The 14638-nt window shown below is 54.7% G+C and carries 14 protein-coding genes; 4 read left to right on the top strand and 10 right to left on the bottom strand.

Annotation, left to right across the window (positions count from 1 at the left end):
- Positions 1 to 8: 8 nt before the first annotated feature.
- The 5 genes from A3841_RS13115 to murI all read right to left on the bottom strand — a co-directional run bounded on the left by A3841_RS13115 (position 9) and on the right by murI (position 4162).
- On the bottom strand, positions 9 to 620 hold the full coding sequence (locus tag A3841_RS13115; RefSeq protein WP_073852794.1) for a hypothetical protein: 612 nt from the start codon (positions 618 to 620) through the stop codon (positions 9 to 11).
- Between the two features lie 47 nt (positions 621 to 667).
- The gene (gene map / locus A3841_RS13120) at positions 668 to 1426 is read right to left on the bottom strand and encodes a type I methionyl aminopeptidase (protein ID WP_073852795.1); all 759 of its coding nucleotides are present in this window, start codon (positions 1424 to 1426) and stop codon (positions 668 to 670) included.
- Positions 1427 to 1445: 19 nt separating this feature from the next.
- Entirely contained in the window at positions 1446 to 2624 is a 1179-nt protein-coding gene (locus A3841_RS13125; RefSeq protein ID WP_073852796.1) for a glutathionylspermidine synthase family protein, read from the bottom strand.
- Between the two features lie 15 nt (positions 2625 to 2639).
- Positions 2640 to 3188, bottom strand: a complete 549-nt coding sequence (locus A3841_RS13130; protein WP_073852797.1) for a hypothetical protein — start codon at positions 3186 to 3188, stop codon at positions 2640 to 2642.
- A 158-nt stretch (positions 3189 to 3346) separates the two neighbouring features.
- Positions 3347 to 4162 (bottom strand): glutamate racemase, encoded by an 816-nt coding sequence (gene murI, locus A3841_RS13135; RefSeq protein WP_073852798.1) that lies wholly within the window; start codon positions 4160 to 4162, stop codon positions 3347 to 3349.
- A 334-nt stretch (positions 4163 to 4496) separates the two neighbouring features.
- On the opposite strand from murI, the gene A3841_RS13140 reads away from it, so the two are divergent.
- From A3841_RS13140 to A3841_RS13150, 3 genes are all read left to right on the top strand, one after another.
- Positions 4497 to 5000 carry an RDD family protein gene (locus A3841_RS13140; protein ID WP_073852799.1) on the top strand — a complete coding sequence of 168 codons (504 nt, stop codon included), beginning with the start codon at positions 4497 to 4499 and terminating at the stop codon, positions 4998 to 5000.
- Positions 5001 to 5090: 90 nt separating this feature from the next.
- Positions 5091 to 5480 carry an SPW repeat protein gene (locus A3841_RS13145; RefSeq protein WP_073852800.1) on the top strand — a complete coding sequence of 130 codons (390 nt, stop codon included), beginning with the start codon at positions 5091 to 5093 and terminating at the stop codon, positions 5478 to 5480.
- A gap of 116 nt (positions 5481 to 5596) precedes the next feature.
- Positions 5597 to 7486 carry an ABC-F family ATP-binding cassette domain-containing protein gene (locus tag A3841_RS13150; protein WP_073852801.1) on the top strand — a complete coding sequence of 630 codons (1890 nt, stop codon included), beginning with the start codon at positions 5597 to 5599 and terminating at the stop codon, positions 7484 to 7486.
- A 47-nt stretch (positions 7487 to 7533) separates the two neighbouring features.
- Here A3841_RS13150 and A3841_RS13155 read toward each other — a convergent pair whose 3' ends face one another.
- Both A3841_RS13155 and A3841_RS13160 read right to left on the bottom strand, forming a co-directional pair.
- A complete protein-coding gene (locus tag A3841_RS13155) occupies positions 7534 to 8652 on the bottom strand; it encodes a hypothetical protein (RefSeq protein WP_235861410.1) in 1119 nt (372 codons plus the stop codon).
- A 45-nt stretch (positions 8653 to 8697) separates the two neighbouring features.
- On the bottom strand, positions 8698 to 9771 hold the full coding sequence (locus A3841_RS13160) for an alkaline phosphatase family protein (protein WP_083610356.1): 1074 nt from the start codon (positions 9769 to 9771) through the stop codon (positions 8698 to 8700).
- A gap of 946 nt (positions 9772 to 10717) precedes the next feature.
- Between A3841_RS13160 and A3841_RS13165 the strand changes: the two genes are divergently transcribed.
- Positions 10718 to 11461, top strand: a complete 744-nt coding sequence (locus A3841_RS13165) for a phenylalanine 4-monooxygenase (RefSeq protein WP_073852846.1) — start codon at positions 10718 to 10720, stop codon at positions 11459 to 11461.
- A 245-nt stretch (positions 11462 to 11706) separates the two neighbouring features.
- Here A3841_RS13165 and A3841_RS13170 read toward each other — a convergent pair whose 3' ends face one another.
- The 3 genes from A3841_RS13170 to A3841_RS13180 all read right to left on the bottom strand — a co-directional run bounded on the left by A3841_RS13170 (position 11707) and on the right by A3841_RS13180 (position 14508).
- A complete protein-coding gene (locus A3841_RS13170) occupies positions 11707 to 12414 on the bottom strand; it encodes a hypothetical protein (RefSeq protein ID WP_073852802.1) in 708 nt (235 codons plus the stop codon).
- Between the two features lie 123 nt (positions 12415 to 12537).
- Complete coding sequence (locus A3841_RS13175; RefSeq protein WP_073852803.1) at positions 12538 to 13677, bottom strand: CaiB/BaiF CoA transferase family protein; 1140 nt, start codon at positions 13675 to 13677, stop codon at positions 12538 to 12540.
- 75 nt (positions 13678 to 13752) lie between these two features.
- Positions 13753 to 14508 (bottom strand): YebC/PmpR family DNA-binding transcriptional regulator, encoded by a 756-nt coding sequence (locus A3841_RS13180; RefSeq protein ID WP_073852804.1) that lies wholly within the window; start codon positions 14506 to 14508, stop codon positions 13753 to 13755.
- Between the last annotated feature and the right edge of the window lie 130 nt (positions 14509 to 14638).

Consider the following 14638-nt stretch of genomic DNA (forward strand, 5'->3'; position numbering starts at 1 on the left):
GGGCTGAACTATGAGAACCATTTCACGCTTTTCTTTACAACGATCCACTTTCCATTAGTCTTCTCTAATACATACTCTTTCCCATACCCACACAACTTATAGCACCTGTAGTTCATTTCTACATAGACTTTAGTTTTATCAGCAGAGAAAAGTGGTATAGACAATTCGTAGAAAGCCGTATGCTCCTGAGCTCTAAGTTTCGGTTCTTGTTCCTCCCAGGTTGTAAAGTGGATATTTCTATAGATACCTCTGTCTAACACAAACCCTTGTAGCTTCTCGTATTGAAAAAGTAGATAAGAAGAGTCTTGTACTGTGAAAGGAGAGGTTTTCCCATGTAAACCTATAAGCTCATAAAAATTGCTCTTCCAAGGTACAGGTGGAGGATCTTGCCCGTTTAGGGTAGCATCAGGGAAGTATAAATCAAGCCTGAAGAGATCTGTCGATAGTGGTATATCGCTACTCTTACCATAAAACAAGCTATCCTGAACAACAATTGCATGAATCACTTCATTTATATCCTGCTCTGTAAGGCGTGAATACTCCTCCTCCTGCACTTGCTTACAGCAAAAGACCAGCAGGCACAGGGGTAATGTATAGCTATACTTCAGAAATCGCCACATCTTCAAATTTTCCTATGCAGTTAAACGGCGGGAGGCTGTGCCGAGGTTTATATCCCGTTCGCTTTGGTCAGGATGATCGGCTCTCCGTCGGTGATGAGGATCGTGTGTTCGTGCTGGGCCACATACCCGCCCTTTTCGGCCAACAGCGTCCAGCCGTCGCCTTTCTCGTGAGTATAACTGCCTTTGGTGGAGATAAACGTTTCTACGGCTACTACGGTGTTTTTCCGGAAGCGCTGCGTGTTGTAACGGTCGTAAAAGCAAGGGATCTCATCCGGCGCCTCATGCAGGCTTCTTCCTACGCCGTGCCCAACCAGGTTCTTGATCACTTTAAAGCCGTTTCTTTTGGCTTCCGTTTCAATAATTCTCCCTATCTCGGAGATTCTTTTTCCGCCTCTGATTTCCTTCAGCGCCTTGTGCAGCGCACTTACAGACGTCTCCACCAGCTTATTCAGGCCGTGCACATCCTTGCCAAGTATAAAAGAGCCCCCGTTATCGGCATAGAAGCCATTCAACTCCGCCGACACGTCAATATTTATTAAATCTCCTTCTTTCAGTACCGTGCTCTCAGAAGGGATGCCGTGTGCCGCCTCGTTGTTGATGCTGATGCACGTATAGCCGGGGAAGTCGTAGGTGATTTTTGGTGCGGACGCAGCCCCGAAGGATTGCAGCACCTCATAGCCATATTCGTCCAGCTGTTTTGTGGTGATGCCTGCCTTGGCATATTCACGCATTTTCCTTAGTGTAACAGCAACAGCCTCGCTTACCTGCTGCATGCCGGCCAACTCTTCCTCTGATTCTATTGTCATCGTGTGTTTAAAGTATAAATTATTCCACCAAATGCGGCACAAACTGCGAGAGGTTGGTGATGATACCCTTCTCCCTTCTGAAGCCAATCGCGCAGCCTTCACCTGCCCAAAACACGCCCGCCTGGTAAGTATAGCCCTTGCTGTCCTCGGGCAATTCGCACCAGCGCTGGTACACCTGCTGCTGGCTATCGTAATCGCCCCGTACTTTGGTTATACGCACTTTATCCACCACTTCTATACTTTGTCCTTCGCGCCCGAAGTATGGCTTGCGGATATACTTGCCCGTGAGCGGCGAAAGGTCGGTTTCGAGGAGGAGCGGGTGGTACGGGTACGCCTTCCAGAGCCAGGCCAGCATGCCTTTGCTTTGGAACAACAAGGTATAAGCCGGGTTGGCGATGACCACCGTGCGGGAAGCGGAAAGTTGCGTCAGGCTGTCGCAAAGCTCGGGCTCGTCCCAGGCAATCTGCTCCCAGGGCAGCAGCTTGAAGAGGAACGGGAACTGCCGCCACTGCTCCGCCTCCACCTGCGCCCAAACGCCCCGCTCCGCTCCCTCTGTAGACACGCTCATCTCCTCAGCCGCGCAAAGGTGCGGGACAAAGCCCGCCTCGGTGGCAGCCTGGGCTATGACGGCGCAGTTGGCTTCGTCCTCGGCGCTGCCGCCCATGTAGGTGAGCAACAGCGCGGGAGCCAGGTCATCGTTGAGCATGCGCCAGGTTTTCAGCTGCTCTACCAGCGCCTCGTACAGGCCCGAGTACTGTTTTGCCTCGTTTTTACCGGCGGCGGCCAGGCTGGCCCACTGCACCACGGCGGTTTCGGGGATGGAGGTAGCGGTATCGGCGTTAAACTCCAGCAGCTTTGGCCCCTCCGGCGTCTGCGCCAGGTCAAAGCGGCCATATAAATGCCAGTGCCTGTCGTCGTTCCACGACTGCCGCACCAACTCCCACAGGTTTTCCGGAATCCCGAGCACCCGCAGAAAGTCGTCCGGCAGATTATCCGGAATGGCATTGGTCATCATCTCGTAGAGCGTGTCGGCAGCCTCCAGCAGGGAATCCGCCTCCGGCTCGGGCAGCACCACCGCCTCGCCGGGCACATAGTTGGCGCAGCCGTCTTCCACGCACCACTCCCAGCCCAGGCCACGCACGGCCGTTTCCACGTCGCCGGAGTGCGGCTCCACGTGGATCTTGTTATTCTTCTGCATCAAACTCAACTGAAATTAAGCGCCTGCCCCACCACTTCGGCCTCTGAAAAAGCCGCTTCTACCGGAGCGTGGCGCAGTGCTTTGCTGCCGGTAGGTCTGCACGTTCTGGCGCCAGGCGGCGGTATTGTTCATGGTGTTCGGGTTGGCGTAATAACCGGCGCGCGGCCCCATGTTGCGGCCGGCCATATAGCCCAGCGCACTCCACCACAGCACATTACCCATGCCGAAGCCACCCTGCTGGTACACCTGCTGGTTATCAGCAAGGGCCTTCAGCTGGTTTTGCAGCTCCAGGCCCTGCAGCGTGTCTACGCGCACATCGTTATACTTCAGGATGGCCATACTTTGGCCGGGAGCCGTGGTGCGCTCGTCCGTGATTTTCCATTGGTCCGGCGCCTCCTCGGTCAGCTCTGTGATAATACCGTCCGGCACCTTCACTTCATCGCCGGTATTCCACTCCTCGTTCTGGTTATTAGGCCCGCAACTGGTCAGGCCCATGCAGGCAGCGGCGGCCACAATAAAGGCATTGCGCTTCAGGTCGCCTATGGTCAGGTATTTCTTCTTCATCAGGATTCGTCTTGATTAGCATATAAAGATAAGCTTTTTACGCGGAAGGCCCTGAAAACAGCGGTTTATACTTAATAGATCTTGATTCACAGAGGGGGTCTAACCACCCCTACCCCATACTTTCTAACCTTCTAACTTCCCAACTTTCTAACTCAAAACTACTCCCACAACGGGTAATGCTCCAGATGCACTTTGCGCTTGAAGAAGATGCGGGTGCTTTCCTCGAAGGAGCGGGTGAAGTCGGAGACGTAGAAGGTGTGCTCACCGGAGCGTTTTTCGGCCAGCAGGCCATGCTGCTCCAGGTAGCCCTTCACCTGCTGCGCCACGATCTGGCTGGCATCCAGCACGTCCACCGCGCCTTTGTAATAATTCTCGATCTGCTTCTTGATGAGCGGGTAATGGGTGCAGCCAAGTATAAGCGCCTCAATTTGCTGCAGGTGCGGGTCCGAGAGGTAGGCGTGGATCACGCTTTCGGAGATGGAATCGTTGAAGAAGCCCTCTTCGATCATGGCGGCCAGCAGCGGTGTGGCCACCGGCCTCAGCTCAATGTTGCGGTCCAGCTCATCCACCTTTTTGCGGTACACGTTGGAGTTCACGGTTTGCTTGGTGCCGATCAGGCCCACGGTTTTATTAGGGTAGGCCTGGCCGATGTACTGCACGATCGGGTCGATCACGTTGAGTACCTTGGCCTTGCTGCCCACATATTCCTTCACCAGTTCATAGGCCGCCGCCGAGGCCGAGTTGCAGGCGATAAGTATAACCTTGCACTGCTGCCGTATCAGCAGGTCGCAGATCTTCACAGCGTAGGCTTGTATCGCCGGCGTGGATTTATCGCCATAAGGCAGGTGGGCCGTGTCGCCAAAGTATACGAGGCGCTCGTTTGGCAGCACGCTTATAATGGCCTGAGCCACAGTAAGTCCGCCTATCCCACTGTCAAAAATCCCTATCGGCCTGTCTTTTATTTCCTGGTTCATGAGCTGCGAAATTAACTAAAACATATACAACGATGCTGTTCACCATCCAAATATGTACGTTCACAATATTTTGTAACCTTTCCGAATTTATACTTCACCATAAAAGTTATATTAGCGAAAAGATAAATCACATAACCCGGAAGCCCAAATAAAAAATATTCAAACTATTTGCTGTTTTACAATAAAAGTGTATTTTTAACAGCAATTACGCCACACTTAGCTAACGTTGCAGGTAGCTAACCTTGCCAAAGGTGCTCCTCCTGGTGAAGGGAGGGAAGAAGAGTATGAAAGCCTCACCACAGGCCCCCGAAAACCATATACCCTACTACTGCTCATGCAAAGCACTTATACGCTCTCGCCCGCACCCACGGTAAAACGTTCTGCCTTATACGGTACGCTTTCTGCCCGCTTCGTTTCTTTTCTGGTGGACACCACGCTGCTGGTTTTTTTCTACACGTTTATCATTTACGGGCTAGGCGGCAAGCTGGAGCATGTCTACACCTGGGATAAGATCTTTAACGATGGCGCCGCCCTGAACGAGTTGACGGCAGTGGCCAAAATGCTTTTCCTGAACCCATACTTCCCCCTCCTCCACTGGTTGTACTACACCGTGCTGGAGTCGTCGCAGAAGCAGGCTACCATTGGCAAGTTCACTATCGGCCTGCGGGTGACCGACCTGCGCGGCCGGCCCATCACGTTTGCACAGGCTAACCTGCGCTACTTCTCCAAGCTGCTCTCCCTTATTCCGCTGGGGCTGGGCTTCGTGCTGATGATAAACTCGCGCAGGCAACAGATGCTGCACGATTACATAGCGCGTGCGTTGGTTGTGAACGAATAGCCATTCACTCAAAGAATTGCACTATTTTTTACACTAATTTACCCGGGCTCGTATAACAACCTGTAGACTAATTACGAAAGGAGGTTTAATATGAGATTTATCCCAACCCGATTCCACGGGATATTAGATTATGTGGTGGGGTTGTTATTTATAGCAGCTCCCTGGTTATTCGGTTTTTCTGACGTTGGCGACGCTACCTGGGTGATGGTGGTGGCCGGTATCCTGATCCTGCTGCAGACCATCTTCACGGACTTTGAGGTAGGGCTGATCCACAAGATTCCGATGCAGTCGCACCTGATGGTGGACTTTGGCCTGGGCGTGATCCTGGCCCTGTCGCCGTGGCTGTTCAGCTTCGCAGACCGCGTGTACATGCCGCACCTGATCGGTGGTGTTTTCGCGATACTTGCCTCGCTTACCACCCACCGCAGACCGAGCGAAGCCTTCAGCAGGCACCATGCCACCCACGACACCATACACTAGAACCAAGCTTAACCGCAGCAAAAAGGCTGGCCCCATAAGGCCGGCCTTTTTTATACTTGCCCGTTTTGTAGCGCCGGCATTATCTTTTGTGTCAGCACATCGCTAACTTTGTACCTATGAATTACCTCTCTGCAGAAAATATTGCTAAAAGCTTCGGCGACCGCTGGCTTTTCAAAAACCTGAACTTTGGCATCAGCCAGGGGCAGCGCGTGGTACTGGTGGGCGTAAACGGCTCCGGCAAAACCACCCTGCTCAACATCCTGGCCGGCAAACTGCCGCCCGACGAGGGCAGTGTGAGCGTGCGCCGGGAGGTGAGCATCGGGTACCTGGGCCAGAACCCGGAGTTTAACGAGGAGCTGACCGTGCAGCAGACCATTTTCTCGATGCAGAACGAGACCCTGGAGCTGGTAAAAGACTACGAGACCGCCATCGCCAACCCCGACACCAGCGCCGAGCGAATGCAGCACCTGATGGAGCGCATGGACGAACTGCAGGCCTGGGACTTTGAGGTGAAAGTGAAGCAGGTCCTCTCCAAACTGGGCATCAACAACCTGGACGTGCCGATCAAAAGCCTCTCAGGGGGGCAGCGCAAGCGCGTGGCCATGGCCCGCGTGCTGATAGAGGAGCCCACCATGCTGATACTGGATGAGCCCACCAACCACCTGGACCTGGACACCATTGAATGGCTGGAGGGGATGCTGAGCACCCAGAACACCACCCTGCTGATGGTAACCCACGACCGCTACTTCCTGGACAAGGTGGCCAACGAGATTGCAGAGCTCGATAACGGCGAGATTTATACTTACAAGGGCAACTACAGCTATTTCCTGGAGAAGAAGGCCGAGCGCGAGCTTTCCGCCGCCGCCGAAACCGAGAAGGCCCGCAACCTGATGCGCAAGGAACTGGACTGGATACGCCGCCAGCCTAAGGCACGCGGCACCAAGGCCAAGTATAGGGTGGATGCTTTTGAGGAGCTGAAGGAGAAGGCTGCCAAAAAGATTTCCGGGCCGCAGCTGGAGCTGTCGGTGAAGACCACGCGCCAGGGTGGCAAGATCATCGAGGTGGACCATATCTCGAAATCCTTTGGGGAGAAGAAGATCGTGGACGACTTCAGCTATGTGTTCAAGAAAAAGGACCGCATCGGCATTGTAGGTCCGAACGGCGCCGGCAAATCCACCTTTCTGAACATGCTGACGGGCAAGCTGCAGCCGGACTCCGGTATAATAGATGCCGGCCAGACCACTGTGTTCGGCTACTATACCCAGGATGAGTTGACGTTTAAGGAAGACCAGCGCGTGATCGACATCGTGAAGGAGATTGCCGAGGTGGTGGAGATGGCTAACGGCGAGGTGATCACGGCCAGCCAGTTTCTGCAGCATTTCCAGTTTGCGCCGCCCCAGCAGTATACCTTCGTAAGCAAGCTGAGCGGCGGGGAGAAGCGCCGCCTGCAGCTACTGCGCGTGCTCATCAAGAATCCGAACTTCCTCATCCTCGATGAGCCCACCAACGACCTGGACATTATCACGCTCAACATCCTGGAGGATTTCCTGCTCAACTTTGGCGGCTGCCTGCTCATCGTGAGCCACGACCGCTACTTTATGGACCGGCTGGTGGAGCACCTGTTCGTGTTTGAGGGCGAGGGGCAGATCCGCAACTTCCCGGGCAACTACACCGACTACCGCGAGTGGCAGAAAGAGCAGGAGAAACAGGGCAAGCTACAGCAGGAAGAGGCCAAAGCAGCAACACCCGCGCCTGTGGTAGAGAAACAGCCGGAGCAACCAAATAACAAGCGCAAGGCTACCTACAACGAGAAAAGGGAGTATGAGCAACTGGAGAAGGAAATAGCACGGCACGAAACCCGCAAAGCAGAGATCATCGACACCATGAACAGCGGCGGCGTCACCGACCACGAGGCACTGCATGCGCTTGCCGCGGAGCTGAAAAGTATAAACCAGCAGCTGGAGGAAAAGGAATTCCGGTGGCTGGAGCTGGCCGAGCTGATGTAGAAGTATAAAGTATAAGTATAAACCCCTTTCTGTCTGCAGGAAGGGGTTTATTTTTCCAGCCCTTTTACCACCACGCCAGAGCGCAGGTTCTTTTGCCCCTGCTTCACAAAAGCATTCTGAAAATCCCTGGGGTCGTTGAGCACCTCGTAAAACTGATCCAGGTATTTGGTGGTCTGCCGGATATAGCGCCTGTCCAGCAGCGGGAAGCCTTGGTAGACCTGGTAAACAGCCCGCTTGCGTGTATTCAATAAATCCCGCACCTGCACGTATACTTCGTTGGGAAAAGTATAGCCCCTGAAAAGCCGCTGCCGCACCGAGTTTATACCTAGCTCCGGGGGCGGGGAGGCATAGGGCGTACCCACAACGCCGGCATAATCGAAGTCAAAAGGCACAGGTATGGGCGGAGCAAGCGGGTCCATCAACAGCAGGTCGATGTTGTGGCGGTAGGGCACCGACCAATCGGTGTTACCAACCAGGAACTGGAAGAACGCCACCCGGGCCATAGCCACCGTTTCTGCCCTGTCCATTCGCACCAGCGCCTGCTCCGGCATCACGGCTGCTCCATTGCGCGCGGCCATCACATCGTCATCCTCAATCAGAAAAGCATAACCGGCTTCTGTCTCGCGCCTGCCTTTCTGGTCCTCGTACTGCACCCGGCACAGGCGTACCCGATAGCTGGCATCAGTCAGGGTGTTGTATACTTTGTAGACCAGGTACTCGCGCAGCACATACTCGTCGTTGATACAGTGCGTCACCAGTTTCAGCTTATTCACCTTGCCAAAAATGGTGTTCTCCACGGTTTTGCGCGAGAAGTTGAGCTGCAGCGGCGGAAAATTGCACACTGAGGGGTCGCGGCGGCGGTTGCCGCGCACTTTTACCTTCAGCTTCTCCGCCACCTCTGTTCCGTCCGCATCTTTGTAAACAAGAACCGCCTCATGCGACTTCCGGTCATCCCCTACATCGCGCAGCACTGTTTTCAAGTCCATGCGCAGGGTAAAATGCAGCACCTCCTCGCTCAGGAAAAGCGGGTTTTGCAGCGCCCGCAGGCTGTCCGCGAGCTTCTTTTCCGGAGCGGCAAGTATAGTGGTGTCCTCCTGAGCCCAGAGACGCGACGGCATGCCGGGCAGCAGCAAAAGAAACAGGAAGTATAGTAGCCACGATTTCATACGTACAGCGGCTTAAAGTTTATACTTTCCGGGAGGGCGCTAGGGCTATTTGAAGAGCTCTTCTATCACCCTGGCCTTCAGCACGGTTGTATCCATCACAATCTCCAGTCGCATAGAGTCTTGCCCAAGTGGGGCCTGGGCACTGTCGGCCGGAAATGTTACATAGGTGGTATCCACGCGCGGCACCACTACCAGCGAGTCCATGGAAAAGTGAAGCAGGCGGGCCACAGTGGGGGCCAGATCGATGAGGGTATGCTTTGTCTCAACGGTACCGCGCCTGAAATCGGGGCCCAGCGCCAGCAGGTAAATTTGCTGGCAGCCAGGGCAGCTATCGCCATGTTCCATGTATCCGCCATCTATCCCATTCAGGTGCCGGCCGTGGTCCGCCGTGATAAACAGCGTGGTTTTGCCTCGGAAGGCCTCATCTTTGTTCAGAAAATCCCAAAGCTCTTTTGCGTACCGGTCGTCCCTGGCGATGCCCCTTAAATAGTTATCCCAGTTGCCGGCGTGGGCGAAACCATCGGGCTCCATAAAGTTGATGAGCATCAGGTTGGGTTTATAAGTCGTCAGGATGCGCTTAGCCTCTATCAAGGTCAGCGAGTCCATGCGGTAGCCAGTGCCGGGGCCGTTTACGCCCGCATTTACCGACGGCTGAAACGTGTTCTCCCAGTCGGGCCTGTTGGTATTGGCAAGTATGTGCAGTTTGTCTTTGCTCGATACGATCCAGGCCGCCGTTGTCGGTTTTCCGCTCTGCTTTAGGAAGTACTGGAAGATAGAGGGATTGGCCGGAAGCTCGTCGCCATAGTTATCAATGGGCTGGTTTACGCCGGTAGTGATGGCTGTGTGGCCGGAGTTGGTATACGTATAGGCATCGTTGAGGAAATGGGGCAGAAAAACGCCTTTCGGCTTCAGGACGGTGGACATGTTGGGAATAAGGCCCGGCACGCTATCCCAGGTCTCAGACATGCGCGTACCGTCTATCACCAATATTATGACATGCTCTGTTTTGGGTTTGTCTGAGGCAGAAGGTGACGAGGTACAGGCAGTTAGCACAACCAACAGCAGGAGCAACAACGCTCTGCCGGCGCATTTATACTTTCCTATAGCTGTTGCTGCCATACTTCCGCCCTCCACACGTCTAATTTTGTATACGATTTGTATAAATGTTTAGATGAAGAGAAAGGGCGTGTCCACTGTCCCTGCCCCGAAACAAGTTCGGGATCCGAGACTTGTCTAAGGCGGGGAATCCGCTATTACTCATACCAAAGTATAAGTTCTATAGTCAAAGTATAAACACCCCTATTGACCTATGGTCGCAAGTTTCGAACTCTCGTTCTCACTTGTCCTCAAGGGGACAGTAGTAATAGCAGCAGCTATCGAACTGATACCCAGTCCTTGGGTTGAGCGCCTTGTGAGATTCCGGTGCCGAACGTGAGTGAGGCATTGCGACGTCAGGAGCAAAGGAAGGGAACACAGCGCGATGCCAAAGGACGAGCCCTCTCGGGCTTGAGAGCACCACTACAGGAAGTGCAACAGTAGGTTTGTGGGAACTACAGGATCAGCGGAAGCTAGAAAATATAGCTTGTGTCAAATTGCAGGGAGCGGCGGCTATGGGAAGTATAGCCGAAGTATAAAGTATAGCTCAAGTATAGGTAAAGTATAAACGCACAAGTATAACCAAGACTCCTACTGCACCGGCAAAACCGGATCAGCGGCAAAAACCTACTCCCGCCATTTGCGTTTAACCCAAAAGTTCGCATTATTGCAACCGTAACAGAACACATGCATCAACCAGCAGCCATAGCGACCACACTATCCCGACCAACATCCCTTGGTATGGCGCTGCTGCACACTGCCTATTCTTATTGCCTGAGCGTGTATAGCTATTACAGCTATTATTATCGCTATTACAGCACCCGCAGCTAAGGCAATCACCAACAACTAGCATTTTAGACTCGGGGAGTAACGCCACAAGGCCCTCCCACCGGTGAACCTGCCAAAGCAGCGGCTCAAGCCCCTGCTTTTTTCTTTTTGTACCCAATTCAAAGCATCAAACCATAAAAACATGAACCTGACACAAAACTACAGCACCTACACCGAAGAGAACCATACCGTTTGGGCCATACTTTTCCAGCGCCAGATCGAGAACCTGCCCGGCAAAGCCATTCCTGAGTTTTTTGAGGGACTCAAGCTGGTGAACTTCCAGCCGGAACGCATCCCCAACTTTGCGGAGGTGAACGAGCGCCTGAAGCCCCTGACCGGCTTTGAGGTGGTGGCCGCCCCCGGTATTGTGGACGACGCGCTGTTCTTCGGCCTGATCGCGGAGAAGAAATTCCCGGCCACGGTGTGGATCAGAAGGATGGATCAGCTCGAGTACCTGGAGGAGCCGGACATGTTCCATGATGTGTTTGGCCACGTGCCGCTGCTCACTATTCCGGTGTACTGCGAGTTTCTGGCCAGGTTATCGGCCCTGGCGCTGCAGCACGTAGACCGCCCCGACATCGTGGACCGACTGACGCGCATCTACTGGTACACCATCGAGTTCGGCCTGTTCCGGAAGCCCGGCGCGGAGGCACGCATTTACGGCGCCGGCATCCTTTCGTCGGTGGGCGAGAGCCGGCTGTCGGTATCGGAGCAAAGTATAAAGCATGAATTCGACGTGCAGCACATCCTCGACACAGCCTATATCAAGGAGACATTCCAGAGCCAGTACTTCTGCATCGAGAGTTTTGAGCAGCTGCTGGAAAGCCTGCCGCAGTTGGAGAAGGCTATCCTGAAGTTGCGCGAGGAGCCTGTGGAGGTAGCCTAAAGTATGGGATTGAGGCATTTAGGGGTCGTCTAGCCCTTCGTGTTAAATCCGAAAATGGCCACCGCTCTGCAAGAAACCAGATCTCTCCTTGCATCTGAGATGACAAAAAAAGACTTTAATCCGCTGAGCTGACTGCATCAGGATTAGGTTTACCCTTAACAAAAAAGAGTTTTAGTTTAAAGATTGACGAGAAAAGGCCCGGGTGCTGCCCGGGCCTTTTGTGTGTGTGCAAAGTATACATGCGTTTAATGCGTCAGCTCCGGGCTTATCTGGAAACCGAGCTTGCGCGGCTTGGTCAGGTGCATGTTCTCCAGCTTTTGCTTCAGGGTAATGCGCTCGATGTCGCTCACGTCCTGGCCCATCAAGTCGTTGTTCACGGCGGCGATCATGGCGCTCTCCACGATAATACGCAGCACCCTGTCGCTGAGCTTGTTCTCGGCAATATTGCTGATCTTCTCCAGCGGCAGGTCCAGCTGCTTCACACCCTCAATGCAGTAATGGTTCTCGATGTTGATGAGCATGCGGCCGATCAGGTAGCCGGGGTCGTCGAGGCGGTTATACTTTATCGTGTCCGCCATAAAGTTATAGGCCATGATGTGCCCGAAGAACCGCCTCCTGAAGTCCTCGTCCACGTAGTCGTTGCGCATGATCTCGTAATCGTCGGGGAAGGTGATGATGTTGGTGTGCATCACAAAGACCAGCAGGTCGCCGGAGAACTTTATCTGGAACTCATGTTCGCCAATGTTACGGTACTCTATCACCACATCCGCATCCTGGCGCGTTACCCGCTCGGTCAGCTCCGCCACCAGATCCTGTGAGATCTCCTTCAGGCGCTCAAAGGCCTGCTTGGTGTTGCGGTAAATCTCCTGCTTTGTCTTGGACTTGTGGTGAAGCCCGCTGATGATATCGTCTAATCTAGTGGTCTCCAGCTTTTTCTCTTCTTTTTCTTCCATAGTTTGAATGCCTTTGGGTGTGTCAGATCTAGTTTTTACCCCACTTTCAGCCACTTTGTTTAATTTCCGCGGATTTGCGGAAGTATAAACGAAACGGTGAACAGCGTTGCCAGGCGAATTTTGTCAGCAACTTGGACCACTATCGCCCTCAGCCCCACCACTATTATACGTGGGCGGCGGGCTTAGCTCCAGCTCCTGCTGCCCCTGCAGCCGGAAGGCCACCTGCCGCAGCCCCGGCTTGCCATGGGGCTGTTGCAGCAACAACTGCTGCGCCTGCGGCAGCCCGAAAACCTCCGGTAGGGTATGCACCGCGCCGGCAGGCACGTGCCGGGTGTGCAGCTGCCGCAGCAGGCTTTCCCGCTCCTGCTGCGCTATAAGCTGGCGCAGCCGCCCGTTTACCTCCTGCCGGTGCTGCACACGCGCATAGTTGGTTTTATACTTCGGATCATCAGCCATACTTTCGGCGCCAAGTATAGCGCACAGCCTCCTGAACTGCCGGTCGTCGCCGATGGCCAGCACGAGTTGTTTGCCGCATTTACAAGTATAAACCGAGCCGTAAGGTACGATGTTGGGATGCTCGGAGCCCATGCGCTGCGGCTCCTGCCCCGCCACCAGGTAGTTGGTGGCCTGGTTGGCCAGCGCTGAGACCGCCGCCTGCAGCAGCGACACCTCCACCAACTGCCCCAGTCCGGTGCGCTCCCGCTGCAGCAGCGCCACCAGCAGCCCCTCCTTCAGCTGGTGCGCCGTCAGGATATCCATCAAAGCGACGGGCATCTTGACAGGCTGTCCATCCGGTTCACCATTCAGGTGCATAAAGCCGCTCTCGGCCTGCACCACCGCATCGTAGCCCGCGCGGGCATCCTTGGGACCGTAGCCGGTGATGTGGCCGTACACCAGGCGCGGATTTATACTTTGCAGCGTCCTGTAATCTACCTGCAGCTTCTCCGCGTCGCCGGGTTTGTAGCTGGCAATGACCACGTCGGCCTGCCTTACTAAGGTATACAGTCGCTGCAGCTGCTCCGGCTCCGTTAAATTCAGGGCCAGGGAGGTTTTGCCCCAGTTGGCGGCGCAGAAGTAAGCAGGGGTGTCGGTTTGGGCAGGTTCAGACTTCAGCTTCCAGCTGCGGGTCACGTCGCCGTGGGTGGCGGCGTTCTCCACCTTGAGCACGCGCGCGCCCAGCTCGGCAAAAAACTGCCCCACGCTTGGCCCGGCCAGCACGCTGGCCAGCTCCAGCACCAGTAGGTCTTTAAAGATCGGTTGCATTGATTTATACGTTGCGGAATCTCCAAACAAAAGGCCGCAACCCCTTGGCTGCGGCCCTGTTTATACTTTGTTGCGCTACTCCAGTTCTGCCAGCACTTCCTCGCTCAGCTCCAGGTTGTGGTATACTTTCTGCACATCGTCGTCGTCCTCCAGCGCGTCGATCAGCCGCAGCACCTTGCGCACCGCTACCGGGTCCTCCACTTTCACGGTGGTCTGCGGCAGGCGCTGCAACTCGGCGCTCTCCAGGTCCAGGCCAAGCTCCTCCACCTTGCGCTGCATGGCCCCGAAATCCTCCATGGCGCTGTAAATGGTCACGTAGCCCTCCTCAAACTCCACTTCCTCGGCGCCCCCGTCGGCCAGTTCCAGCAACAGCTCGTCCTCGTTTATACTTTGCTCCGGGGCTAACCTGGCCACAAACACGCCCTTGCGGTCGAAGAGGTAGTCCACCGAGCCGCTGGTGCCCAGGCTGCCGCCGCTTTTGTTGAACATGGTGCGCAGGTTCTGCACGGTGCGGTTAATGTTATCGGTGAGGCACTCCACCAGCACCGCCACGCCGCCGGGCCCATAGCCCTCGTAGCTTACCTCGCTGTAATCGCCGGCATCGCTCCCCTCCCCTTTCTTCACAGCGCGCTCAATGTTATCCTTGGGCATGTTGGCAGCCTTGCTCGTCTGGATGGCCAGGCGCAGGCGCGCGTTGCCGTCCGGGTCGGGGCCGCCCTCTTTCACGGCCACCGTGATCTCCTTTATCAGCTTGGTGAAAATCTTCGAGCGTTTGGCGTCCAGCGCCCCTTTCTTCCGCTTTATCTGCGACCACTTGTTATGTCCTGCCATAAGCTATATTCTAATCTTAGTTTACAATACACCCCAAACGTACTCCCCCACTAAGCAAAATAAGCAAATTTTAACCGGAAAGGCATAAAAAAGAGCGGCCCTGCTTTCGCGGGGCCGCTCCTGTACGTGT

This window comes from Pontibacter flavimaris (assembly GCF_001907195.1).
In the GTDB taxonomy this organism is placed as follows: Bacteria; Bacteroidota; Bacteroidia; order Cytophagales; family Hymenobacteraceae; genus Pontibacter; species Pontibacter flavimaris.

What these genes read in the sequence shown, in the direction of transcription:
- A3841_RS13140 (WP_073852799.1), top strand. Translation starts at nt 4,497, where the DNA reads ATGCAAAGCACTTATACGCTCTCGCCCGCACCCACGGTAAAACGTTCT.
- A3841_RS13175 (WP_073852803.1), bottom strand. Translation starts at nt 13,677, where the DNA reads ATGCAACCGATCTTTAAAGACCTACTGGTGCTGGAGCTGGCCAGCGTG.
- A3841_RS13170 (WP_073852802.1), bottom strand. Translation starts at nt 12,414, where the DNA reads ATGGAAGAAAAAGAAGAGAAAAAGCTGGAGACCACTAGATTAGACGAT.
- A3841_RS13130 (WP_073852797.1), bottom strand. Translation starts at nt 3,188, where the DNA reads ATGAAGAAGAAATACCTGACCATAGGCGACCTGAAGCGCAATGCCTTT.
- A3841_RS13165 (WP_073852846.1), top strand. Translation starts at nt 10,718, where the DNA reads ATGAACCTGACACAAAACTACAGCACCTACACCGAAGAGAACCATACC.
- A3841_RS13180 (WP_073852804.1), bottom strand. Translation starts at nt 14,508, where the DNA reads ATGGCAGGACATAACAAGTGGTCGCAGATAAAGCGGAAGAAAGGGGCG.
- murI (WP_073852798.1), bottom strand. Translation starts at nt 4,162, where the DNA reads ATGAACCAGGAAATAAAAGACAGGCCGATAGGGATTTTTGACAGTGGG.
- A3841_RS13145 (WP_073852800.1), top strand. Translation starts at nt 5,091, where the DNA reads ATGAGATTTATCCCAACCCGATTCCACGGGATATTAGATTATGTGGTG.
- A3841_RS13155 (WP_235861410.1), bottom strand. Translation starts at nt 8,652, where the DNA reads ATGAAATCGTGGCTACTATACTTCCTGTTTCTTTTGCTGCTGCCCGGC.
- A3841_RS13160 (WP_083610356.1), bottom strand. Translation starts at nt 9,771, where the DNA reads ATGGCAGCAACAGCTATAGGAAAGTATAAATGCGCCGGCAGAGCGTTG.
- A3841_RS13125 (WP_073852796.1), bottom strand. Translation starts at nt 2,624, where the DNA reads ATGCAGAAGAATAACAAGATCCACGTGGAGCCGCACTCCGGCGACGTG.
- A3841_RS13115 (WP_073852794.1), bottom strand. Translation starts at nt 620, where the DNA reads ATGTGGCGATTTCTGAAGTATAGCTATACATTACCCCTGTGCCTGCTG.
- A3841_RS13150 (WP_073852801.1), top strand. Translation starts at nt 5,597, where the DNA reads ATGAATTACCTCTCTGCAGAAAATATTGCTAAAAGCTTCGGCGACCGC.
- map (WP_073852795.1), bottom strand. Translation starts at nt 1,426, where the DNA reads ATGACAATAGAATCAGAGGAAGAGTTGGCCGGCATGCAGCAGGTAAGC.